This window comes from Bartonella sp. B1098 (assembly GCF_944896145.1).
GTDB lineage: Bacteria > Pseudomonadota > Alphaproteobacteria > Rhizobiales > Rhizobiaceae > Bartonella.
The window spans coordinates 1,020,140-1,044,955 of the sequence record NZ_CALYLP010000002.1; the positions used below are offsets into that span (position 1 = coordinate 1,020,140).

Below are 24,816 nucleotides of genomic sequence, written 5' to 3' on the forward strand. Positions count from 1 at the left end.
TTGTTGGCTTTTTTCTTAATTGATGTCAGAAACAACGTATGAGAAACCTCTATGGCGTTCATCTCAAAAGAAAATGATTAAAGCGCTTATAGTGCAATAATCATCTATTGTACGGTTTTTGGGGTTATTTAAGATTAAAATGTGAAATATTAAAATGTTCGCTATTGCGGAGAAAGCGTAGAAGTCCATATAGGGTGAGTAAATAAAAACTGTAATATTTTGAAATTTATTTCTACATGGTATGTTGAGTTGGATATCGTTACACTGAAAGATTTTTATGCTTCTGCACTTGGACTACGTGTACAAAAGACACTGTGTGACCAGTTGAATTTATGGTGGCCAGATCTTGCGGATAAACGGGTTATGGGGTTGGGGTATACCCTTCCTTATCTTTCTGCATTGCGTGAACGGACTCAACAATGTTTTGCTTTTATGCCAGCAAGACAAGGTGCTTCGTCTTGGCCTTGTGTTGAAAAAGTTGCTACAGCGCTTGTTTTTGAAGAAGATTTGCCACTTTCTGATGCATCGGTTGATTGTATTTTATTGGTTCATGCCTTGGAATATACAGAGAATTCATTTGAAACGTTGAATGAAATATGGCGTGTTTTAGCCCCCAATGGTCACTTAATTGTCATTGTTCCTAATCGTTCTGGCTTTTGGGCGCGTAATACGACTACGCCTTTTGGTTACGGTGAACCTTATACGCGGCAACAGATTACGCGTTTGTTTGAAAAAACAAATTTTGTTTCTGGACCAATACAAGAAATTGTCCATTATATGCCTTCTACAGGTTATGTTTCGCGGTTGTTCTCATTTTTTTATGAACCATTTGCACGCCATCTTTTTCCCTATTTTGGTGGCCTCCTAATGTGTCAGGCGCAAAAACGTATCTATCAGGGATTACTTGTACAGCGTCGTCAGTCACGACGTGTTTTTATTCCTGCTTTATCCCCACAGACAAGAAATATTTTAATTTATAAAGATCATTAATCATTTTGCTATTGGCATAAGAACTACCTTTTATTTCAAATTTTCCGCATATTGAATCAAACAAAATTATTTGTTTGTACACAAGTGGGTGGGCCATGTAGGTTGAAATTATATAAGAAAAAACATGCTTCTTATGAGTTTTATGGACTGTCTCAAGAATTATAGGGCTGTCACAACATTTTAGAGCAGGCTCAAATGTGTGATGGTGCTCGCTTACTCTTTTATTAAGTGTAAAGAGGGTGGTGCTTAATGTCTCTCTTTATCGTTAGGATAAACATTTTGCATTCTTATAATGAATTATCCTGTCTTTTAAGAGGAGATAAGTAAGGGATGGGGAGAAAATATAAAAATTATCTCTCAATGTAGGCTCAAAAATGTGCGGTAAAGCAGTGAGGGGTGCGGTCTTTAAAAAATAATTATAAATATCAATATGCTAAAGAATATACTTATGATAAAAAATGCTGCCTTAAAAGAGAGTACGATTGTTTGTATGCGAAACATATTTTAAATTTTTAAAGAGAGCAAAAGTATATGAAGCAGAAGTTGCCAAGTATATCGTGAGGGTGGAAAGTATTTCTATTGTGGGTTTTCGTGTTGGGATATTTTCATAACGGATTTTTTGTATTTTGTCATAAAAGTGCTGATAGATGAAAACTTTATACGCTACCACCCAAATTGCATGTGAGCGTTTTTTCATCTTGTTTTTGTCTTAATGCAAAGGAAGGCTAAAGATACTAAAATTATTTTTGAAACAGTCCATATCAAATTAAAAGTTTAAACGATACCCATTTTGATCGGTTATGAGAATTTGTGCATTGGAGGGATCATTTTCGATTTTTTGTCGTAAACGATAGATATGGGTTTCTAAAGTATGGGTGATAATATTTTCATTATAACCCCAAACTTGTTCTAATAATGTTTCACGGCTGACAATTTTATCGTTAGCATAATAGAGGCATTTGAGAATCGCAGCTTCTTTTTCTGTGAGATAGATTTTATTGTTGCATTGATCAAGAAGGAGCTTTTGTCTTAGTTTAAAAGTGTAGGGGCCAATCTGAAAGGTTGTGTCTTCATTTTGTTCATATTGGCGCAACTGTGCTCGAATTCGCGCTAATAACACCGCAAAGCGAAAGGGTTTTGTCACATAATCATTGGCGCCTGTTTCAAGATCTAAGATACTATCGCAGTCTGTATCATCATTCGTTATCATAATAATGGGCGCACGAAATCCTTGGATGCGTAATTGTTTAACGGCTTTGTGACCATCCAGATCAGGAAGTTCAAGTCCCAAAATGATGAGATCAATATTTTCTTCTTGGATTATTTTCATTCCTGCTTCAGCTGTTTTTGCTTGGAAAATTTCAAACTCTTGATGCATTTGCAATTGTTCCACCAAAATGGGACGTAGATCATCATCTTCAATGATTAACAGAGTATGGTGGTTCATATTTTCCCTTATAGGCATGTTAAGGCACTGATTGATAAAGAGTAGTTTCATGAAAAATGAGATTTCATGCAAGAAAAATTAAAAGAGGAAAGTTAAAAAAGAGAGTCTCTAAAAAATGAACTTTCATGATTTCTATAGTTTCTTGCTAAAAAGAAGATGTATCTTTCGTATGCAGAATATTTATACATTGATTGGAAGCGTTGTTTTATACTTTAGGGTGTGTTTGCCATGGGGGATCATCATCTTTACACTCATAGAGAAACAAGCCGGTGCCATTATATATTTGAGCTTACTCCCAATGTTGCTTATCCTTGGTATTTGAGATTCTTCATAAGAGGCATGTTTTTTATCTACGTTTAGTTTAGTTTTTTCATCACATTTGTATGGGAATTGGGTGGTATAGTGCTCGTGGTGTTGTCCACTATAATTGTTGAGTATTCTGAAAATATGTATCATGAAGAGGGTGTTGGTGCAATTTGGTGAGAGTTGTATTGAGAAAGGGTATAGAATAAAAAATAACAAGGAAAATTAGCATGAGAACACGTAAGGGATGCGTTGTGCTTGTCCTTCTGTGCTGTAAAGCTCTTTTCCATATGAGTTAATGAATAAAAAATTATTATTTTAAGATCAAGGCATTTCCTTCTTAAGGTTGCCCATCAAACACACTTCTTTCCATTCATCTTCTGTCACGGGTTGTACTGATAAACGGCTGGCATTGACCAGCACCATATTGGCTAGTTTGGGATTTGCTTTAATTTGTTTTAATGAAACAGGTGTTGGCATGTCACAAAGTGCGCGGATATCCACACATTCCCAGCGCGGATCAGAAGTTGTAGAATCGGGGTGTGCTTCAGCACATATTTCTACAATGCCTACAATTTCTAACCCTTTATTTGAGTGATAAAAAAAACCTTTATCACCATATTTCATGGCGCGCATATTATTACGGGCTTGATAATTGCGGACACCATCCCATTGTTCGCCATCAGCTCCTTTTTTCTTTTGCATCTCCCATGACCATTTATGGGGTTCAGATTTAAAAAGCCAATAAGCCATGCGTTCACCTTTTCGTAGACTGTTATGTATTCATCATATGTATTTTTATAAGCATATTGGTAACATCATCAATGATGATTTTTAAAATGGCGTAAAGAACGAGCATTATCTGTTTTTCGGCTACGGTTTAAAATGCGCTTACTGTGGCAGTATTGCGTTGGAAAAAGTTTAGCAAGAAAATTGGTTCTAAAAAGTGATGATAATGGTCTTGAAACAAGTGGGTGATCAAATGTATAACGCATTATACATAAAAAACTAATAAAGTCAATATGTTGAGTGTAATTATTTTATATGAATCCACTTAAGAATCCACACTTTTATACGTGTTTAAATTGACCATTTTTTATATAGGATTGTCACGTATGAATAGAGCATAAAAAGCAAATCATGATGTAAATATTATAATGTATGTGTCATTCAAATGAAATGAAAAGCAGCTATCATTCATAACAGTTCATAAATTTTATGATACGTTTTTATCACTCAAAAATCGCATTGTTTTAAAATTTAGTCGTTTGAAATTATCGATAGCATACGTTTAAAGAGCACAGCTTGTTTTAAAGATTGGATTGCTAATCACATAAAAGGAACAAATTAACGTTCGCCAAAATTGGCGAGCGCAAAATCTATATAGCAAGATTAGATCATTCTATAAGAGGGTAATCGTTTAAAACTGTCATAAGCTTATAGATTGAGTTCATTAAAGATTGCACAAAAGGATTTTAAAATAATGATTTTATAACCACGGTATTTTTTTACCGGAGTAGAAAATCAAGTTTTTTGAAGAACGGAACTATATTCGCTTCCACAAAAAAATGGAGGTGCATAATGCCATAGAAGTAGAATACTATACCTTAGACATGGTAATAAAAAACGTTTTAAAAGTTATCGTTTAAAAATACAAAACCAAATGGGGTCAATCCAAATTTGGAGACACCTATTGAGACAGATAAGCAAGCAAAATTCAAAATCATTGCAATATCATAAAGGCATGGGATTTTACTCAATTTTGAGTCAAAAGCGATATTGTTTAAAGAATGCTCTATTCTAAAGATAACGCCCCCAAAATTGGGGTGGTTGATTTTGCCAACTCAAAATTGAGCCGGCTAATTTTTAAAAAGATTAGGTTTTAAAGAAAAGTAAAAAGACGCTTATAAGGACCTCTTTAAGTGAATGTTTAAACGTTTGAAACTGATGTTTTATAACAGTTATCATTTGTTTTTAAGAACGTTTCATTTACGAAAAAACAAAGATCTAGATTTCACAGCAGAGCAAATCTTAAAAGCCTTAGATTTGATAAAAGCGTTTTGATTTATTTAATATGTTTTGATTTTAGACAATGCGTTATTTGAATTCACTCAACTCAATTTTGAGCTTAGTAGTATATTAAAACGTTTTAAGAAGCGTTTTGATAATGTGCTTTGTTTCAAATGAATCTCTTTAAGAAATGGACGTTATGATTATACGTTTGATAGCTATAACAAATGTTTATAGTTTCTAAATTCACTCTCTCATTTAAATGCATGCTATCAAAATTATAGCCATCATTTAAGGTTCTTTTGATAAGTTTTCATAAAGACAATAAAGCGCTTGCAATATAATACGTTTTGTATATAGGCATTCATTGTTAATTTCGTTTGTATGAATTATTTGCACATACCTCTATTGAAAAGCCGCGTCATATTAATGGCACGGCTTTCTTTTTGAATTCTCTCTTTTATGATACGTTTTAAACAATGCTTATAATGCATTTATAGCCATAAAGAAGGCACTCACACACTATTATTTGTTTTATTTCTCAATCTTTACAACCTCATCGCTTTTATAGACCTCATAATTATCGGGAACCAATCTTATTTTACTTTGTGTATCTATTTTTGCTCTTCCATAGGCACGACCCCAAACCTTGACATAACCAGAGATTTTCGCATTGCCATAAACAGAGCCATAAACCGCGGCACGACCACTCACTATAGCATTGCCATAGACCTTGCCATAAATCTTTGCAAAGCCTTTGATAGCAGCTTGTCCATAAATTTTTGCACTGCTGTAAATACAAGCAGACCCAGAAACCTTTGAATGACCATAGATCCTTGCATGATCATAAACAAAAGCATCATGAGAAACGCGCGCATGATTATAAATATGGGAATTGCTATAAACACGGGCGCAACCACTCACATGAGCTTTGCCATAAACATTCCCTGCGACATGAGCACTGTCATAGACACAAGCATGGTCATAAATTTTTGCATATCGAGTGATTACAGCCTTGCCATAAACCTCAGCATTGCCATAGACACGCCCCCGCACTTGAGAAGAATGCCTTACTTTTGCATGATCAGTAACATGAGCATAGCCATAAACAAGAGCCTCATCATAAACCCAGCAATTGCCATAGTGTGATAAGTTGCTTTCATTTTCGATATAGCCACCTAGATCACCAGCCTTGACATCATCAAAATCTTTTAAAGCACGAATGCGATAAAGGTTTGTAATTTGTTTTGTTAATCTATCTTTAATTTGTTTTGTTTGATTGGTTAATTCATATTTTTTAGACATAAGGATACCCTCACAATCTAATGTGATAAACGTTTGCTAAAATTTGGAATGGAAAATTTAAAAGAAGGGCGCCCCCGCAACGCCCGAGCATTCAATTATGCTGCTTTATTTTTGGAGAGACATAGACAATCTCTAATTCTCCATAAGGGGAAAGCCGTTCAATATAGGTTTTAATCTCAGTAGACCCCCCGACATTTTTACGAATAACAGCAATGCCATGGATATGAGCATTTTCACAAACATGCACGTTATTTGCTATACGAGCATTGTCATAAACCCTAGCATTATCATAAACAGAGGCTTTATCATAAATAATAGCCTTGCCATAAACATGAGCATTGCCATAGACATGGGAATTATCAGAAATAACAGCATTGCCATAGACATGAGCACTATCATAGACATGACCAGCAACGATAGCATTATCATAAACCCGCGCATGACCATACACACGACCACAAGTGATAGCATTGCCAAAAACTCTTGCATTTTCATAAACGTGACCATTTTTAAACACAAGAGCCTCATCATAAACCCAGCAATTACCATCATGAGAGAGGTTATCTTCCTTTTCAATAAAGCCACCTAAAGAGCCGGCTTTAACATCAGCAAAGTCTCTTAATGCTTTAATACGATAAAGAGTTTGATTATTTAATACACGTGTCTCATTTGTGAGTGCAAACTTTTTTTGCATAGCACAATTCCTTTATAAAGAGATTTAAATTTTTAAATGAAATGTTTTAAAGAGGGGGCGCCCCCGCCGCGCCGCTGCTTTTATTTATGCTGCTTTGTTTTCAATAATCTTGACAACGTGATCGCTTTCATAAACCTCACAATTTATGGGAACCCAACATAAACCGCTATGTCTTTTTATCCTTGCATTGCCATAGACCTTGCCTCTAATCACGATATAATCAGAGATTTTCGCATTCCCATAAACAGAGCCATAAACATCAGTATGAGACCCCACGCTAGCATTACCATAAACCTTGCCATATATTTTTGCAGCGCCACTCACAACAGCATGATCATAAACCACGGCATTGTTATGAATACGAGCACTTCCTGACAATTTTGCATTCCCATAAACCCTTGCATATTGATAAACCCAAGCGTTATAAGAAAGATGCGCATTGTCATAAACATGAGCATTTGCATAAACGCGGGCGCGGTCACAAACATGCGCATTGCCATAAACAAAGCCCATGATAATAGCGTTATTAGAAACTTTTGCATTTTCATAAATATAGGCAGTATTTAAAACAAGAGCTTTATCATATACCCAGCAATTGCCATCATGAGAAAGGTTACTTTCATTTGCAATAAAGCCACCTAAATCCCCAGCCTTAACATCAGCAAAGTCTCTTAATGCTTTAATGCGATAAAGAGTTTGATTATTTAATACACGTGTCTCATTTGTGAGTGCAAACTTTTTTTGCATAGCACAATTCCTTTATAAAGAAGATTCAATTTTTAAAATGAAAGAATTTGGTTAGAAAGCAGGCGCCCCCGCCGCGCCCGTGCTTTATTTAAGCAGCGTCACTTTCATATGCGCTGTCATCATCATAGCTATAATCATCATAATATTCATGACGATAATAATCATCTTTACTACCAAATCTTGGAATTGCCTCATCATGAATTTGATCATCAGAAGTTAAAGAGGCAGCGCTATGAACACAAGAAGAACCTGATACATAAGAACCACAAACCACGGCATCATCCATAACATAAGAATGATCACATATATAAGCACCATCACTTATTTTTGCATTGCCACCGACATGAGCATCATCACAAACAACAGACATATCAGAAATATGCGCATGCCCACTTACACGGGCGTTATCATAAATCTTAACATTGCCTTCAATTATAACGGCATTTTCAATATGAGCATTGCCATAAACCTCACAATAATCATTTATTGCCATGCCTTCAAAAATAGCATTGCCATAAATTTTAGCATTGCCATAAACATCGACAAAAAAGCTTTTTACTTTAGCATTCTCAAAAACCCTAGCATTTTGAAAGACGCGTGCTTTATCATAAACCCAGCAATTGCCATCATGAGAGAGATTATCTTCACTTTCAATATACCCCCCGAGGTCGCCTTTTTTGACATCATCAAAATCTCTTAAAGCTCTAATTCGCTTTAAGAAATGACCATCTATATATTCACAATCATCAATAAATTCGTATTTTTTTGCAGGCTCTTGTTTATTAACAGAAGCGGTTTCATTTGAAATGGAAGAAATAACAGAGGTGTTTTTTGAGACATTTGTCATATTTAAAACCTTACGAAATTAGAGTTTTTAATTGACACCCTATAAGGGCATCGGGCGCTAAAAACACGGTCGTAAGTCCGTTGCTTATACTTTTCCCTCGCGAAGGGTATTGTATGGTATAAGCACACCCGACAGAGTCATTATATGCTAATTATAACATAAAAGACAGCCAGTATTTTTAAGAATGGGAAAAACCTTACGTGGTTTAACCGCTTACGATTTAGTGTTTTTAATCACTTGATTATTTATATAACAAAATACGTATTTATTGTCAAATAATATTTTATATTTTTTGATATTTTTTATGATTTTTTTAAATGCATTGTGTATAAATATTTATCATATGCTTATAAAATAATTCTTTTGTATTATATGCTTTTAAAGCTATATTATGGGCATTCTTAAACGATTGCGTTCTTTTTTGAATCTATACATTTATAATATTTAGAAGCGCTCTCATCATGCGTATTTTTAACTTTATAACCTATCATATTTTTTACTAAATGGTTTTAAAGATTTCTGTTAATTTCTTTTATAACACATTTGCAACTTAACAGCCTTTTATAGGAACTGTCTTTATAACCAATGCATTCATTTGCAACGTAATTATGAAAATGCATTATGATTATGAAACCCTGCTTTTTTCACGCGTGCTTTATAGCTGCTATCCGCTTTATAGCCACCGCATCATTTTTCATTTTTATAAGAGAAATGATAATTGTGATTTATAGCTTGTTATGAAAACATCTAAAGAGAAACTGATAACTATAGAGATGAGCAAAATCCCTTTTAATAGACTTTTGTCAGCGTTGTCAGTTTTGTCAGTTAACTCTAGACCCTATATTATTTTTTTTAAATGAGAGAAAATTAAAAACAATATATTTCAATATGTTAGCATTCTAATGATACAACCTATATCGATAATACAACCATAAATTCAACTCATAATATATATGTGTCAGTTATCTGTCAGTAAATTGAACTGACAAAATGATTATTTTAGTGAGTGATTAAAACATGTCCTATGAAAGCATGTGATCTTTTAAAGCTTTTTAAAAGACAGTTTATAATCATAAAAAATGCTATCAAGATAGTACTGGTTATGAGTTTTGAAGGTTTTGAAGATTTTGAAGGTTCTTTTTATGCCCCCTTATATATTTTTTTAAATCAAAAAAATAAAAGTTATTATATTTCAAGTGGTTAATTTTTATCAGGTTTTAAAATAACAACCTATAGTGATATTATAAAGATATAGATACAACTAATAATATATTTTGAAGGTATTTTGAGAGTTTGAGAAACCTTCAAAATCTATAAGCAAAATGAATATATGTAACTCTTTTTAAACAGAGCTTTTGAAAAGGATAAAGCTATCATTTGAGATTACGGTATGATCTTTTAAAGGCAATCCAAATAGAGTGTTTAAAAGTGCAAATGTTCTTTTTTTAGAAGAACGCATATAAACATTCCTTTTAAGATTATATCTAATAAACTTACAAAAGAGGTATAGCTATATTCTATACCCCTATAAGATTAGCATACCCATTATGTGAGCATGCTTAATAAGCTTATTCAGTTTCTCTAATTTCTAATTTTGGTAGGCTCTTAACAATTTTCATTGTCTCTAAACTTACGGTAATAACCCTTTGAAACAATTCTAGAGGGTAGGCAGGGTTGCCAATGGTCTCAACAGCATAGCGATTGGCATCATTCACAATACCACTTTTTTTATCAGGCTTAACACATTGACGCCCCATAACCCATTCAAGAGCGGGTTTGCCGTTGACGATATACTCATAAGCTTCAAGAGGGATATCTGTCATCGTGATATTGCTGTTATAAATAACCGTTGTTTTATCCTTTTCCTTACTATTTTTAATTTTTGCGAATTTCATTTCTGTAACGTAGTAAAATTCTTCTGGATTAGAGATATCAGTTAATTTTGGATTGCCTTTTTTAAAGGTTATTGGATAAGGCTCTACATTTTCATAATTTACATGCAAATGACCCAATTCACGCCCTGCCGTCACAAATTTCCAAAAATCCTCAGCAGTTTTTACACAAGGGATACGAGGGAGTTCTTTGCATAAATTATGAGCATGAGCGAGCCGGTAATCTTTTGAATATAATAAACCATGAAGGTAATAAAAGATATCGTTTGTTGTTATAGTTTTAGAGGGGGGGCTTTTTGGCTTCTTCTCAGGCGATAATAATGGAGTGGCTCTTGTTGTCTCTCATATGTAACAGTTGCAATAAATTAGATGTATTTTGTGAATAACAGTCTTTACCTGCACCTCAAAATTATACTATACGCAACTCCTTAAAATTAAGAACGTATAGAATGTATGATTGTCATTTAACCGTGCAATTATACGCTTTTCAGAGGCGGGGGAGAGTGATATGGTTTGCACAACCAATAAAGCGGGTTTATACAGGGTAGTCTACGCTTTTCTTTTAGATGTTATAAGTATTACTCTCATCAAAAAGTTAAAAAAATATTACGCGGTTGGCGTTTTTTTCTGTGACGCTGATGATGTGGTTCATTTTGTTTCTCACTTTGAGGGCACAATGAATGCGTAGGTTTTTTCCTCCTTTTATTTTTGCAGCATTTTTGTGCTTTTTTTCATGGGGGAGTTTTGCAGAAAGCATTCGTGATCAAGCGATTGATCAATCCGAGAGGATTCAACGTCAACAAACGCAAGACCAGCGTTTTCAACAATTACATCGCAGGAACGAAAGGCATGAGATTTCATTACAGGATGATAATGAATCTCCATTATTTCAAAGTGCTTCAACACAAAAAAACTGTTTGTTGATTAAAAGCATTGAATTTGTTGGTGTTCAGTTGATTTCTTATGCCGACCTTCATAACACCATTTCCTCTTGGGAGGGGCGGTGTCTTGGTATTTCCGAGATTAACAATGTGTTCAAAGCGGTAACCAAGCTTTATATGAAGCGCGGCTATATTGCGGTGCGGGCTTATTTACCTGAACAGGATTTAAGGGGTGGTCGTCTTAAAATTGTTGTTGTTGAAGGACAAATAGAGAATATCACTCTGGAGGGGCATAAAGTTGCAAGGAAATATCAAGGGGAAATCATTACGGCTTTTCCAAATTTAGTGGGGCACCCTGCTAGTCTCCGCTCGATAGAACAAGGACTTGATCAAATTAATCGGCTTTTCTCTCGTCATGCGACGATCAACCTTGGTGCTGGGGAGGTTGCAGGTGGTTCTATTCTTGATATTCATATTGATAAGCAGAAGTCGTGGCTCCTTACACTTTCCAGTGATAATCTTGGTGCTCAAGCAACAGGGCTTTATCAAACGCGCGTTAGCCTTTCTGTTGATGATTTATTAGGGATCAATGATCAATGGTCGTTTAGTTATCAGCGCTCCATGAATGGAGGTCCGTATCATTTTTCAGGCAAGCGTCCCAATAGTGATACGATAACAGGGTCATTTTCCATTCCCTATGGCTATTGGACGGTAGGTCTTGATGGCAGTTGGAGTCAATATCATTCGAGTATTAAGGGAATATTTTCTGATATTAATACTGCCGGTAAGTCTTTATCGCTTACGCCATGGATTTCACGGGTTATTGATCGCGATCAAGAGGGAAAGACATGGATTACAGGACGATTGACATAGAAATATTCTGATAATTTTATTATGGGCAGCAAGGTTGATGTTTCCAGCCGTCAACTAGCTATTGCGACATTAGAGCTTGATCATTCACGCAAATGGATGGGAGGAGAGTTAAGCGCTCATATAGGGTTTCATAAGGGATTAGCGATTTTGGGCGCTTATGATGATAAAAAGCAAGAAACTTCGATAAAAAATGCCCCCAAAGGGCAATTTTCAAAGTTGTCTTTTTCTTTAGGGTATGGGCGTGCCTTTTCGCTAAACCAGTCTAATTTTCGCTATAACACGTTGCTTTCGGGGCAATTGTCCCCTGATACATTGTTTAGTTCAGAACAACTATCGCTTGGCGGGAATTCTTCCGTGCGCGGTGTGCGAGAGGCGGTTTATTACGGCAATAATGGGGTGTTTTGGCGCAATGAATTATCGCTATTGTTGCCAGGTTTTTCTTCGAAAATGGGGCGTAAATTTATGGGGCAGATTGCACCTTATATGGCGCTTGATCTAGGGATGGTCGCCAATGCTCCCCTTAGAAACAATTTTGGCGGTAGCCTCGTTGGGGCAACATTGGGTTTCCATGCAAACGGAGAGATTTTGGATATTGATGCGTCTTATTCGAATATTTTGACCCAATCAACGCCGATAGAAAAGGGCAATGCGACAGGGTTATTTCAAGTGCGGGCGTTATTGAGATTTTAAAAACAAAGAGGCAGAAAAGGATTGTCTCGCTTTTTATACCCATTGGGGTGTTTTTACAAAGAGATAGAGTTTTTTTTGAGGAGGTTAAGATGCGGGGATTGAAGGGGCAGAAGCATAAAGTGGGATTTGTACGTGAGATAGGGTGGAGAATTCTTGGAATTTTAAAGCAAGGAGCCCATAAGGGGCTTTCTCTCGTTTTAAGCTTTAGTTTAGCTTTTCAACCTTTGTTAGTGCAAGCCCAAGCAATTGGTGGACAAAGATCACCAGTTCAAGAGACACAAGGGATTAAAGCGGCAGCTGGGGTTGGCTCTACTTTCCGCCCTACGATAGGAGCAGCTAGCAATGGCATACCACTTGTTGATATAGCGCGCCCCAATGGGCAGGGTCTTTCTCATAATAAATATGACAGTTTTAATGTTGATGCCCATGGCGTTATTTTAAACAATTCGACAGAGGAGGTTTCGCGTTCACAGCTTGGCGGTTTGGTGCTTGGCAATGGCAATTTACGGGGGAGTGGTGCGGCAAAGGTTATTCTCAACGAAGTGGTAAGTGCCAATCGTTCGCGTCTTGAAGGTGTGAGCGAAGTACATGGGCATGCGGCCGATATTATTATCGCTAATCCCAATGGAATTACCTGTAACGGTTGTGGCTTTATCAATACACCCCGGGTGACTTTATCGACGGGACAGCCGATTATTGGTGCCAATGGGGCTTTGAGCGGTTTACACGTTGAGGGTGGGGATATCACCATTGGTGCTAAAGGGATTGATGGGCGCACAGTGGATATTTTTGATCTTGTTTCGCGTAAGATCAGTGTTGCTGGTCCCATACAGGTCAAAGGGGATTTAGCAGTTATCGCGGGGCATAATCATTTTGACTATGATAAACGCGAAACAACTTCGCTGGGTTCTGATGGCAAAGAGCCGGAATTGGCAATAGATTCCAGCGAATTTGGTGGGATGTATGCGGGTCAGATCCGCGTGCTTGCCAACGATAAAGGGGCTGGCGTTAAGATGCGGGGGGATATGGTTGCCAATGCAGGCGCCATGAGACTGACGAGTGATGGCAAGTTGGTGCTTGCTAAAGCCCGTGCTAAAGGTGCAGTGCATGCGCATTCTCATCACGAGAGCGTGCATGTAAAAGACTTATTGTTTTCAGAAGATTCTGTTGAACTTAAAGCGCGTCACACGGTTGAATTAGCAGAACATGCACGGGTTGCAGCGAGCGGTGATGTTGATGTGAACGCCGATGTGATTAAGCTTGGCTCTGATGCTCTATTGGCAAATGGCATTGGCAATGATGGCCAACAGTCAGCATCAGGTTCTTTGCATTTAAAGGCGAGCAAGCTTGAGGCAGGCAGTGGGCGAATTGCGTCTGGTGCGCTTTTACAAATAAATGCCGCGACTATTGAGCTGGATCGCTTGCAAGATAATGATCAAGTTGGGATCTCTTCCCTTGGCGATTTGACCATAAAAACCAATCAAATCACGGCTTTAAATAACCATATTGGTGCCAAGGGGAATATTGTTCTGAAATCCACTGATGTGCTCAACATAGGAGCTGGTCATTATAGTGCAGGCGGTTTTCTTTTGGCGGAAGCAGCAGCGCTCACATCACGTGCGCACTTAGTGGCTGGGCAAAAAGTTGATCTTTCTGCCCAGAGAGGTGATTTGATCCAAGAAGGTAGTGTCTCCTCCAATGGAGATGTAACACTTCAAGCGTATGGAGTACTTACCCACAAGGGTGATATTGTTAGTTTGCAGAAGGCTGCGTTGATAGTCGGTGGCATGCTTACAACGGGTGAGAAAAGCACAGTGTTTGGGCATGATGTGCTCTTGAGCGCTGATCGTTTAAGTCAAGCGGGGACTGTGGAAGCTCAAGGTGGCGGACTAACCCTTCAGGTACGTAATCAGATCCTCAATCATGGCATGATGCGTGGTGACAGCATCAAAACCGATGCTGGTGCTTTGATAAATCAAGGGATGTTGATTGCCAACAATGATTTACATCTGGCGATCAACACACAAGAGGGGAGCGATAGTCAACAAGCTTTTCTTGAAAATGCTTCTGGTGCACTTATCCAAAGTGAAGGCAGCTTTGTTTTGTCCGCAGGGCAAGTGCACAATGCCGGTACGCTTGGCTCTAGTGGTGATATGGTTGCTCTCAATGTGAGCGGAGATCTGAGCAATAGTGGGCTGATTTACGCAAAAAAATCCATGGCTGTATCCAGTGATGGTGATTTGACCAATACAAAAGGCAGAGTTATTGCTGAAGAGGCCCTCACCATTCATGGGCTGAAAGAGACACGTGCTGGTCATATAAACAATGTGGCTGGTCTTCTCAGTGCTTTTGCCGGTGAGATGAAGATTGTTGCAACATCTTTTGTCAATAAAGGCGCTGCAACGACAGTTCAGCAGCAACAGGATGCAACACACAGTGATGGCATAGCGCACCTTTTAGCGCGGGATGGTTTGCGCATTGATGTGGGGCGTTTTGAGAATGTTGATGGTCTCATCTCTACGCAAGGGGCAGTTACCGTTGTTGCAGACAGTGTGCTCCAAGCAGGACGCGTGGAAGTTGAGCGTGGTGCTCTTCAACTGACAAGTCGTGGTGATTTAAGCAATAGTGGCACGATAGAAAGCAATGGTGCCATTGGTTTGCACACGCAAAAAAATCTTAATCAAACAGGGCGCATTGTTTCCAAAAAGCGAATAGAGCTTTCTAGCGATGGCACATTGACAATGGGCGAGACAAGTGAGGTTGGCGCCTATGATGTGGCATTGAGTGCAGGCATACTCACCCATGCAGGGTTTGTGGAAGCACAATGTGGAGCGCTTACTCTCAACAGTCATGGTCTTTTAAGCAATCAAGGCATCATGGTGGGCGGTGTTGTTGATGCAAAGCTTGGTTCATTAGTAAATTCAGGTCAATTTTTATCTCAAGGTTTTTTTACACTTGTCGCAGAAAATCATGATCCAAGGTTGGGGCAAGCGGCTCTGGTTTTAAATGCTGAAGATGGAGTTCTCAAAAGTAGTGGCGCTTTTGTTTTGACGACAGATACGTTGAACAATGCAGGCATTCTTGGTTCTGGTGGTGATGCGGTTGCCCTCAATGTGAGCGGGGATATGAGCAATAGCGGGCTGATTTATGCCAAGAAATCCACAACACTCTCCTTAGATGGGGATTTTATCAATCAGTTTGGCGATGTCATTGCTGAAGAGAATCTCATCATCCACGGTTTAAGTGGAGAGCGGGCTGGTCATGTGATCAATAGCTCGGGTCTTTTAGAAGCTGTCTCAGGCGATATGCGTTTTGATGTTTCAGCTCTCACCAACATGCGTGAAGGTGGGATTGAAGTGAGCGATAAAGTGGTTTCTCACCGGTTCATTCCAGGACAATGGGAAGGCACCAATGTTAAGCACCAACAGATAAAGGAAGATGTTGATACTACGATCATCCTTCAGCAGGCACATTTTAAGAATAATGCTGGACAGATTTTAGCTGGGCGTCATCTAACAGTTCATGCCGGCGATATCCGCAATAGTTATAGCTTGATTTCTGCCAATGGCAACATTGAAATGCGGGGCGATACACTGCTCAATGAGGGGCGCGATTTAATCGAAACAACCAAGATTGTGACTAAAACACGCTATAGACATAAAGACTGTAATTTTTGGTCCAATCCAGGGTGTATAGCACACGGTGCAGACGAATGGGATGGTCCTACTTTTGTTAAAACCCCCACACGCACCTATGATGCAGTTTATGGCACGATTGAAGCGGGGGGAACGCTTGATGCCAAGCTGACGGGCTATATTGATAATCATGCGGTGCGTGAGGGGGTAGAACAAGTTGGCTTAAGCTCTGGCGATAAAGGCTTGACTGGTGTTAAAAACCCTGATTTTGACGGTTCCAAACCACTGATCAGTGATGATAGACTAGACAGTATTATCAATGGTTTGACGGGGCACAAAGCGCTTTTTGCACCGAGTATTCAAACACCAGAACCAGAATCCATACAAGTACCAAAGCAAGATGGGCTTAGCGCTGTTCAGACAGAGCTTGCTCAGACCCAAACACCTGATGTACCGTTTTTAGTTGAAACGCGTCCAGATTTTATCAATCCCAGCAAATTTTTGGGCTCAGATTATTTCCTCAAAAGGGTTGGCAATTATAAACCTGAGCAAGTGTTTAAAAGATTAGGAGATTCCTATTATGAATATCGTCTGATAAGTGAGCAAATCTTTGAACTCACAGGGGATCGCAGTCTTATAGACGTGGATGATCCCAACGCACAAATGCAAAGGCTTTATGACAATGCCATCGTACAGCAAGATCCCTTAGGGTTAGAGCTAGGAAAACCATTAACACAAAAGCAAATTGCCGAGATCAAAAAAGATATGATCTGGCTTGAGACACATGTTGTAAACGGGCAAGAAGTTTTAGTGCCCCATGTTTATTTGGCTCCAAATTCTTCCCTCGTACAAGATGTTTATGGGGCAAAAACGCAGCAAGCAAACCTTTCTAGTGCACACTTAAAAGGCAAGGGTATTACCTTGGAGGCAGACCGTTTTGCCAATAGCGGCACCATTTTGAGTGAGGATGCACTCAACGTTTCAACAACACAAACTTTGTTGAATGATGGTGGATTTTTACTGGGCAGCGGTGCTGTTGATCTGAGCAGTCAAGGGCTTTTTATCAATTCGTCAGGGATTATTTTGGGGAATGCCATTACCATTAATGCAGAAACTATAGCCGATGGAACGGCCAAAATCCGTGACACGAATCCATATGGTTTTGTTGATCGGAGCGGACAGCAGGCTCAAATCATTTCTGTTCAGGATTTGAATATTCACTCCCTTGGCGATTTAAGCATGAATGGTGGGCAATGGAGCAGTGGTGGCTCGACGACAGTGATTGTCGATGGTTCTGCGACCATTGGTTCATTGGTACTAGAGAGTGATCATAAGCAAGGCTTGGAAAAAGGGCATTATAATGCTCAAAGTTCTCTTCACCATTTGGCAGAAGTCACCAGCGATGAAAATCTGACCATTGTTACAGGCGGTGAGCTTAATCTTGCAGGAAAGCTTAAAACCAAGGGCGATGGGGATTTCACCAGTGGTGGTGCTCTCACTGTGGTTTCAGAACAAGACTTTAGCAGTTTTGACTTAGACCTTAGGGGGAAAGAAGGCGACAAATCGAAGCAAAAGAATAAGTTTCGTCAACAATCAACCGAAGTTACCACAACCAAAACCACAATAGAAGCGGGTGGCAACCTTTCCATGCATGCCAAGGATGGGGATCTCATACTTAAAGCCATAGGGGCAAAAAGTGGTGATAAGATACATCTTGCATCAGATAAGGGGAAGATCAAGTTTCTGACCAACAAGGATCAGGATTTTAAAGACACCTATCAGCGTAATGAAAACCTTGTGTGGTGGAGTGAGAGCGATAAAGGCTATCTGCAGGAGACCATCGAGCATGTGACCATGGAAGCTGGTGGGGGCATGAAGCTTGATGCGGGCGATGGCTTTGTTGTTGAATATGAACAAACCGGTGATTTTGACCAATCCCTTGAGCAGTTAGCCCGTTCACCAGAATTGTCATGGATCAAGCAATTGCGTGATGATCCAGAATTAGCCAAGCAAGTTGATTGGCAAGCTGTTAAGGCTGAATTTAAAGACTGGGATTATAAAAAGCAGGGTCTCACAGAAGTAGGGGCAGCTTTAGTCACCTTGATTGTGACAGCTGTTACCGCCGGAACAGCTTCCAGTGCAGCCAGTGCCATTGCTGGCACATTGGGTGTTGGTTCCAGCACAGCCATGAATGCAGCGATACAAGCAGGTGTACAGGCGCTGATCAATAAAAGTGCTGTGGCTCTTGTCAATAATCGCGGCAACATTGCCGATGCACTTCATGAGCTAGGCTCATCGAAGAATGTTTTGGGCATTGTCTCCTCAATGTTGACAGCAGGTTTAACCAGCCAATTCACAGAGATGGCTGGTGTTGGACAATCCTTATCCAAAACCGCCCCTTTGGTTGATCGCATTACGCGTGAAGCAGAAAAGAACCTGATCAAAGCCGCCATTGGCACGGGCGTTCAAACGGCTCTTGAAGGCGGTTCACTTGACAAAAACTTTTTTAACAATCTACGCACTGCCTTGTCAGGAACCCTTGGCAAAACATTAGCGGAAGAAATTGGTACCGCTAAAGCAGAGGGTAAAATAGACACGGTGATGCAGATCGTCGCTCATGCAGGGCTTGGCTGTATTGTTGGTGCGACAGCGAGTGGTGATTGTACAGCTGGTGCGATTGGGGGCGCAGTGGGGGAAGCCGCTGCCATGCTCCAGTTTAAACTGTGGATGCAAAAAATTGTAAAAGAGGAAATGGGGGCATTGGATGGTCGCACCCCAACGCCGGAAGAACAAGCCCGCATCACTGCCAAGATTGATGCACAATTTGCCAACTTTAGAGAACATACCATTGATATCGCGCGCATTGCGGGAGGCTTTGCAGCTGCTCTTGCTGGTGGTGATGTCAATACCGGTGCTGATGCCGCAGGCAATGCCGCAGAAAATAACTACTTAAGCAGTGCGCAAAAAGCCCAAATGGAGAAAGAGTTAAAGGAGTGTTCTGACCGTTTATGTGAAACAAAAGTGTATGCGAAATGGTTCGCGATTAGTACAGGGCAAGATTTAAGCTTTTTGTCTGGTATGGTAGCTGGTGTACCGGCTGAATTATACGATACGGTTGATGGTTTTGTACAAATGGGCCTTCATCCTATAGATACTTTGAAAGCGCTTAAAGATTTTTTCAACAGTGGTGAAATTTTGGCGACAATTGGGCAGACCCTTGGACAGTCCTATGTAGATCGCATTAATAAAATGACGGAGGAATATGAGCGAGCCGGTGCTGGTGGATCTTTTAAAGCGGGTGTTGAACTTGGAAAATTATTGACTGATATAGCATCCCTAATGACAGGAGTTGCTGGAGCAGCTAAGGGAGGCGTAAAGCTTGTTAGCAAGCTTACCGAAAAAGCTCTTGCAAAATTTGCCGCTAAAGCTGAAGCAGCTGCTGCAAAAGCAGAAAAGGAAATTGCTCAATCGTTAGGGAAAATGAGCGATGAAGCTATTGCAACTCAATATTTTGGACAGGAAAGAAAATTCTGGTCAAAACCTATTGAGGTTGGGTTTGAAATAACGAATAAGGGAGAAAAAATTACTCAGATAAACAAAGTCTATCAGAGAGATGATTTGTTTGAGTTTAACAAAATTTTTACTTGGGAAGAAAAAGATAAAATAGTAACAGGTACCAATATTGAAAGAATGCTATCAGGCAAAGCTCCTATTGGTATTGACGGTTATCCTATTGAGTTGCATCATATGCTGCAAACGCATGATGGTCCTATAGCAGAGGTTACTAGGACATTCCATAAAGATAATAATTCTGTTATCCATATTAATCCCAATACAATGGGATCTGGTATCAATAGATCAAAATTTGATAAGTGGAGACAAAAATATTGGAAGGAGCGTGCAGAGAGATATATTCAAGAAAATAATTTAGTGGAGAAAAGTCTATGAAAGCTTATACTTTATCTGATGTTACAAAATTAGTCGACAAGTATAATGATACTGCTCGTTTTGGCACTGCAGATAATGCAGTTGATGAGATATGGATTAAAAAGGCTGAGAAAACTCTCGGTTTAAAATTTACTTCTTCCTATAAAGATTTTTTGAAAAATTATAGAGGAGGAGAAATTGGTTGTGATGAAATATTTAGTGTTTATGGGGATTCTGTGGGGACTCCTGTTAGTGATATTGTTTACAGAAACTTACTCGATAGAAAAAATGGATTTGCAAAACCACAGCAGCTTGTCGTCTGTACGAATGATTTTGGTGAGACATTTTACTTTGATTATTCTCAGTTTCAGGATGGTGAATGCCCACTCTATGTCGAGATCCCATCTGGAGCGTCACATTATTATGCAAGTAATTTTTATGAATTTCTCTGTAAAAGAATTATAGCTAATTTGGAATAACACCTTTAAACATGGCGATTTCATTTTGCTGAATCGCCTTTCTTTTTTCATTTTCAAGAATGCAATCATCTTTAATATTTTTTAGAGAGGAGAAAAAATTATGAAAACTTATACTATAGATGATGTTGCACAATTAGTTGATAAATATAGTCATCGTATCAATTTTGGCACTACAGATGAAGCAGTTGATGATGTACTGATTGAAAAAGCAGAAAAAACTCTTGGTTTGCAGTTTACATCTTCTTATAAAAGTTTTTTAAAAAACTATGGAAGAGCAGAGATCTGTGGTGAGGAAATATTAAGTGTTTATAATACAAATTTTGAAATTGCTCGTAGTGATGATATTGTTTATTATCATATAACGGATATAGAAAATGGTTTAGCAAAACCACAGCAGCTTGTTGTGAGTAGAACAGATTTTGGTGAGACATTTTATTTTGATTACTCTCAGTTTCAGGATGGTGAGTGTCCGCTCTATCTTAGATTTCCACCTGGCGATCCCCAGTATTACGCAGGTAACTTTTATGAATTTCTTTGTAAAAGGATTACAGATAACTTGAAGTAAATTTCTTTGTATGGTGGTTTTACTTCTGAATTCCAATGTTAAACCACCATTATTTTTTTAGGGGGGATCATCTATGAAAACCTATACCTTAAATGATGTTATAGTATTAGTTGATAAATATGATGATGATATTATCAATTTTCGTACTGAAGATGATGTTGTTGATGATCTCGTGATTGAAAAAGCAGAGAAAGCTCTTGGTTTGAAATTTACATCGTCTTACAAGAGTTTTTTTAAACATTATAAAGGCGGGGAAATTGGTGGTGATGAAGTCTTTAGCCTTTATGGAGATTATGGGGAAGGTATTCCTGCTGGTGATATTGTTTTCCAAAACTTAAATGCTAGAAAATGTGGTTTTATGACAGCAGAACAGCTTTTCGTGAGTAGTACTGATTTCGGTGAAACCTTTTATTTTGATTATACGCAATTTCGGGATGGTGAATGCCCACTCTATGTCAGACTTCCATCTGAAGACTGCGAATATTACGCGAGTAATTTTTATGAATTCCTTTGCAAGAGGATTATAGTACACGTGGGAGCTGAGATACCTGATAGTGATCAATCAATTGAAAAACCAGAGAACACTCCCATTCCACAACCTATCCCTTTTTACAAGCGCTTTTGGAAAAAGTTATGGGGGAGGTGACATGGGAGATGGAGAAATCTCTAATCTTTCTAGAGATCCCCAGTATTACATAAGTAATTTTTACGATTTTTTATGCAAAAGAATTAAAGAACCAGCAGGGGAGGATTCATGAAAACCTATACTTTAGATAATGTTGCACAATTAATTGATAAAGTAAATAAATATGATGATGATATTATCAATTTTGGTACTGCAGAGGATGCAGTTAGTGATGTACGGATTAAAGAGGCAGAAAAAACTCTCGGTTTACAATTTACAACTTCTTATAAGGATTTTTTAAAAAATTATAAAGGAGGAGAAATTGGTTATGAGGAAATTTTTAGCATTTATAACGCAAGTTTTGAGGAGCATCCTGCTGGTGATATTGTGCATAAAAACTTATATCATAAGAAACATGGTTTTGCGACACCAGAACAACTTATTGTTAGCAGAACAGATTTTGGTGAAACCTTTTATTTTGATTACTCTCAGTTTCAGGATGGTGAGTGTCCGCTCTATCTTAAATTCCCACCTAGAGATCCCCAGTATTACGCGAGTAATTTTTATGAATTTCTCTGTAAAAGAATTAAAGAGCACGCAGGCGAAGTTTCATGAAAACCTATACCTTAGATGATATTGCGAATTAGTTAATAAGTGAACAATGATGCAAACTAAAGATGTCACAGAGATTTTAAAAACGCTTGGCTGGGAACCTTATCGTGCTGAAGATGGTAGTATGTTTGCGCATTATCATCTTCCCGATCGCATTGTAGGCATTAGTTATGATGTTGTAGATTATTATGGAGAGGATGGGGAAAAGTTTCGGCTATCGGCTAATCTTACCACTGCTGCTTATTGCCTTGCTTGGGAATATGCTAGTGGTGAAGTATCACAGGATAAATATGAAGATACGCTGTTTTCTGCGAAAGAGGATTTCGATGTTACAGCTTCAGATCTTTCAGAAAGCCATGTTAAGGAATCTTTAAATAGGGTTATCGCTTGGGCACAAGCACAAGATATTGAACAAAAATTACGTGAAAAAGCTGCCAATCACTCTGCTGTTGCAGAAGCATTACTTGGTGATATTGATGCTTTAAGGTCTGATAAGCCGGCACCCCAATTACATGTTTCAGAATTTGCGGATTACGCAACCATGGAGTGGATTGATCGCCTTATTTTATTTGCACAGGCCTATAAAAATGGTGAGTTAGATGACACTTTAGCGCGTAAAAAAGCTAAACAGTGGTCGATGAGTCTTAAAGTAGCAACTCGCATTTTAAAAATTCAAGGGTGGTTTGCTACAGAGCTTGGGAAAATGTGGTTGGTTTTGCCGGATCGTTTTATTAAGTTAGATTTTGGCTTTGTACATCTCTATGATCGGTACAATGTTCATCTCGAAGCTGAAATATCTAATGAAGAGATTTCTGTAGCTTGCTTGTATATTCATTTTTGTGGACAACGTAATTTTGTACAACCTATAGATATTTATCGATCTTTTAATACTATTGGAGGAGAGAATTTTCGTGGGGTTGATAAAGGAATTGATATTTGTGTAGAGACATTGAATGAGCAAGAGCTTATCAAAATTTCTGAGCGGATAATACAATGGGCACGCGCCCAAGATTTACAAGCATCGATCGAAAGCAAAACACGTGTTCAAAAGTATAGCTATTATCCAGCTGTGATTTGGCATTTGGCTTGTTTAGCGTTGACCGGTCAAATTGATGTGCTGAAATCTTACAAAAATTCCATTGCGGTGGGTAAGATTCCTGAGCATTTGCAAAATCTTGATGAAGAACTGGAGGAGTATGTTAACCATGCCGTTGAATTTGCTGAAAAACATTTGAAAATCCTTCATGAGCGAGAGGCAACAGAAGTACATCTTAGTCCACAAGCTTTGATTACTTTCAATAAAGTTGCTGAGCAATTAAAAAAAATAGGTTGGACAGTCTATCGTGATAAAAACTACAATCGCAATGCTTATTTTATCAGTAAAGACTGTATCATCAATATAATGTATAGCCTTCAAAGTGATGGAGAAGAGCTGATAGTTGCATTTAAGGCTTCCTTTTCAACACTTGGTTTTTCCACTGCTCATAGAGAGATTTTCTATAATATGCCTCAATATACAGCTCTCAAAGAAGCAGAAGAAGTTTATACAGTTTCTAGTACTGAATTGGATGGAGGCAAGCTCAAGCAGATTTGTACGGATATACTTGAATGGGCTGAGCAGCAAAATGTCAATCAAATCATTTATGATTATGTAACGTTTCCCCCAGACAGTGAACTTGATCTTGTGGCACGTCACCTTATTGCGCTTGTTTTGATTGGGGATGTTGAAAAGCTCAAATCTTACAAGGAGAGTTTTAGAAAGGGAAATCCTTTAGGCTTTGTGGAAGAAATCTCAAAATATAGAGTTGATAATCTTCTCACTCTTGCACGGGGTTATCGGATCGGTTTTCCAAAAAACGCTCCGATTTTAAGCTTAGATCCACAAACAACATCTGTTTCTTCTAAAACAGCATCTGTTGATTTGACAGAGGAGGTAGATGAAACGGATGATAAAGATGCTCCATTGACCATGGAAAGTGCTACAGCCCTTTTAAAAAGCTTAGGCTGGTCAACTGAGAAAATCGATGAGAATGACCATATGGCAAGCTATCAATTGGCTGATCGTGAAGTAGACATTCTTTACAACGATGAAATTGCTAAAGATTGTCCGCAATTTGATAGCGCCTTTTTGATTAGCACGGGTATTCTTTCCACAGCTTGCAAATTTATTGATCCTACACATACGGAAGATATTCCAGATATACAGCTTAATTTTGAAGCTAAGGGGTTGGAAATCTTTGAACCAGAGGTTACTGCAGATCGTTTAACGCAAGCACTTGATGATGCGCTAGAAT

Annotated in this window: 13 protein-coding genes and 2 pseudogenes; 8 read left to right on the forward strand and 7 right to left on the reverse strand. The window is 38.4% G+C overall.

Going from position 1 to position 24,816, the window contains the following annotated elements:
- Positions 1-219: 219 nt before the first annotated feature.
- Positions 220-990 carry a class I SAM-dependent methyltransferase gene (locus NNJ85_RS04300; RefSeq protein ID WP_254473828.1) on the forward strand — a complete coding sequence of 257 codons (771 nt, stop codon included), beginning with the start codon at positions 220-222 and terminating at the stop codon, positions 988-990.
- Positions 991-1,756: 766 nt separating this feature from the next.
- Here the strand turns inward: NNJ85_RS04300 and NNJ85_RS04305 are convergent.
- The 7 genes and pseudogenes from NNJ85_RS04305 to NNJ85_RS04335 all read right to left on the reverse strand — a co-directional run.
- Positions 1,757-2,437 carry a response regulator transcription factor gene (locus tag NNJ85_RS04305; RefSeq protein ID WP_254473830.1) on the reverse strand — a complete coding sequence of 227 codons (681 nt, stop codon included), beginning with the start codon at positions 2,435-2,437 and terminating at the stop codon, positions 1,757-1,759.
- 627 nt (positions 2,438-3,064) lie between these two features.
- The gene (locus NNJ85_RS04310) at positions 3,065-3,493 is read right to left on the reverse strand and encodes an EVE domain-containing protein (RefSeq protein WP_254473832.1); all 429 of its coding nucleotides are present in this window, start codon (positions 3,491-3,493) and stop codon (positions 3,065-3,067) included.
- Positions 3,494-5,284: 1,791 nt separating this feature from the next.
- Positions 5,285-6,055: a hypothetical protein gene (locus tag NNJ85_RS04315; protein ID WP_254473834.1), complete on the reverse strand. Its 771-nt coding sequence runs from the start codon at positions 6,053-6,055 to the stop codon at positions 5,285-5,287.
- Between the two features lie 91 nt (positions 6,056-6,146).
- Positions 6,147-6,749 carry a hypothetical protein gene (locus NNJ85_RS04320; protein WP_254472608.1) on the reverse strand — a complete coding sequence of 201 codons (603 nt, stop codon included), beginning with the start codon at positions 6,747-6,749 and terminating at the stop codon, positions 6,147-6,149.
- Positions 6,750-6,833: 84 nt separating this feature from the next.
- Complete coding sequence (locus NNJ85_RS04325; RefSeq protein WP_254472606.1) at positions 6,834-7,496, reverse strand: hypothetical protein; 663 nt, start codon at positions 7,494-7,496, stop codon at positions 6,834-6,836.
- Positions 7,497-7,584: 88 nt separating this feature from the next.
- The gene (locus tag NNJ85_RS04330) at positions 7,585-8,343 is read right to left on the reverse strand and encodes a hypothetical protein (protein ID WP_254472604.1); all 759 of its coding nucleotides are present in this window, start codon (positions 8,341-8,343) and stop codon (positions 7,585-7,587) included.
- A 1,568-nt stretch (positions 8,344-9,911) separates the two neighbouring features.
- Positions 9,912-10,511, reverse strand: a pseudogene (locus NNJ85_RS04335) (type ISP restriction/modification enzyme); the annotation flags it as partial.
- A 404-nt stretch (positions 10,512-10,915) separates the two neighbouring features.
- On the opposite strand from NNJ85_RS04335, the pseudogene NNJ85_RS04340 reads away from it, so the two are divergent.
- From NNJ85_RS04340 to NNJ85_RS04370, 7 genes and pseudogenes are all read left to right on the forward strand, one after another.
- A pseudogene (locus tag NNJ85_RS04340) lies at positions 10,916-12,679 on the forward strand (ShlB/FhaC/HecB family hemolysin secretion/activation protein).
- 89 nt (positions 12,680-12,768) lie between these two features.
- On the forward strand, positions 12,769-20,262 hold the full coding sequence (locus NNJ85_RS04345) for a DUF637 domain-containing protein (RefSeq protein WP_254473836.1): 7,494 nt from the start codon (positions 12,769-12,771) through the stop codon (positions 20,260-20,262).
- Complete coding sequence (locus tag NNJ85_RS04350) at positions 20,259-20,720, forward strand: SMI1/KNR4 family protein (RefSeq protein ID WP_254473838.1); 462 nt, start codon at positions 20,259-20,261, stop codon at positions 20,718-20,720. The genes NNJ85_RS04345 and NNJ85_RS04350 overlap by 4 nt, the downstream gene beginning before the upstream one ends.
- Positions 20,721-20,820: 100 nt before the next feature.
- Positions 20,821-21,285 (forward strand): SMI1/KNR4 family protein, encoded by a 465-nt coding sequence (locus tag NNJ85_RS04355; RefSeq protein ID WP_254473840.1) that lies wholly within the window; start codon positions 20,821-20,823, stop codon positions 21,283-21,285.
- A gap of 73 nt (positions 21,286-21,358) precedes the next feature.
- On the forward strand, positions 21,359-21,931 hold the full coding sequence (locus tag NNJ85_RS04360) for an SMI1/KNR4 family protein (RefSeq protein ID WP_254473842.1): 573 nt from the start codon (positions 21,359-21,361) through the stop codon (positions 21,929-21,931).
- A gap of 108 nt (positions 21,932-22,039) precedes the next feature.
- Positions 22,040-22,525, forward strand: a complete 486-nt coding sequence (locus tag NNJ85_RS04365) for an SMI1/KNR4 family protein (RefSeq protein WP_254473844.1) — start codon at positions 22,040-22,042, stop codon at positions 22,523-22,525.
- 49 nt (positions 22,526-22,574) lie between these two features.
- Positions 22,575-24,816: hypothetical protein (locus NNJ85_RS04370; RefSeq protein WP_254473846.1), on the forward strand; the 2,242-nt coding region annotated here is incomplete at its 3' end.

Bases quoted from the DNA above. Each gene is read 5' to 3' on its own strand.
- NNJ85_RS04330 (WP_254472604.1), bottom strand. From the start codon at position 8,343: ATGACAAATGTCTCAAAAAACACCTCTGTTATTTCTTCCATTTCAAAT.
- NNJ85_RS04365 (WP_254473844.1), top strand. From the start codon at position 22,040: ATGAAAACCTATACTTTAGATAATGTTGCACAATTAATTGATAAAGTA.
- NNJ85_RS04320 (WP_254472608.1), bottom strand. From the start codon at position 6,749: ATGCAAAAAAAGTTTGCACTCACAAATGAGACACGTGTATTAAATAAT.
- NNJ85_RS04350 (WP_254473838.1), top strand. From the start codon at position 20,259: ATGAAAGCTTATACTTTATCTGATGTTACAAAATTAGTCGACAAGTAT.
- NNJ85_RS04360 (WP_254473842.1), top strand. From the start codon at position 21,359: ATGAAAACCTATACCTTAAATGATGTTATAGTATTAGTTGATAAATAT.
- NNJ85_RS04325 (WP_254472606.1), bottom strand. From the start codon at position 7,496: ATGCAAAAAAAGTTTGCACTCACAAATGAGACACGTGTATTAAATAAT.
- NNJ85_RS04345 (WP_254473836.1), top strand. From the start codon at position 12,769: ATGCGGGGATTGAAGGGGCAGAAGCATAAAGTGGGATTTGTACGTGAG.
- NNJ85_RS04310 (WP_254473832.1), bottom strand. From the start codon at position 3,493: ATGGCTTATTGGCTTTTTAAATCTGAACCCCATAAATGGTCATGGGAG.
- NNJ85_RS04355 (WP_254473840.1), top strand. From the start codon at position 20,821: ATGAAAACTTATACTATAGATGATGTTGCACAATTAGTTGATAAATAT.
- NNJ85_RS04315 (WP_254473834.1), bottom strand. From the start codon at position 6,055: ATGTCTAAAAAATATGAATTAACCAATCAAACAAAACAAATTAAAGAT.
- NNJ85_RS04305 (WP_254473830.1), bottom strand. From the start codon at position 2,437: ATGAACCACCATACTCTGTTAATCATTGAAGATGATGATCTACGTCCC.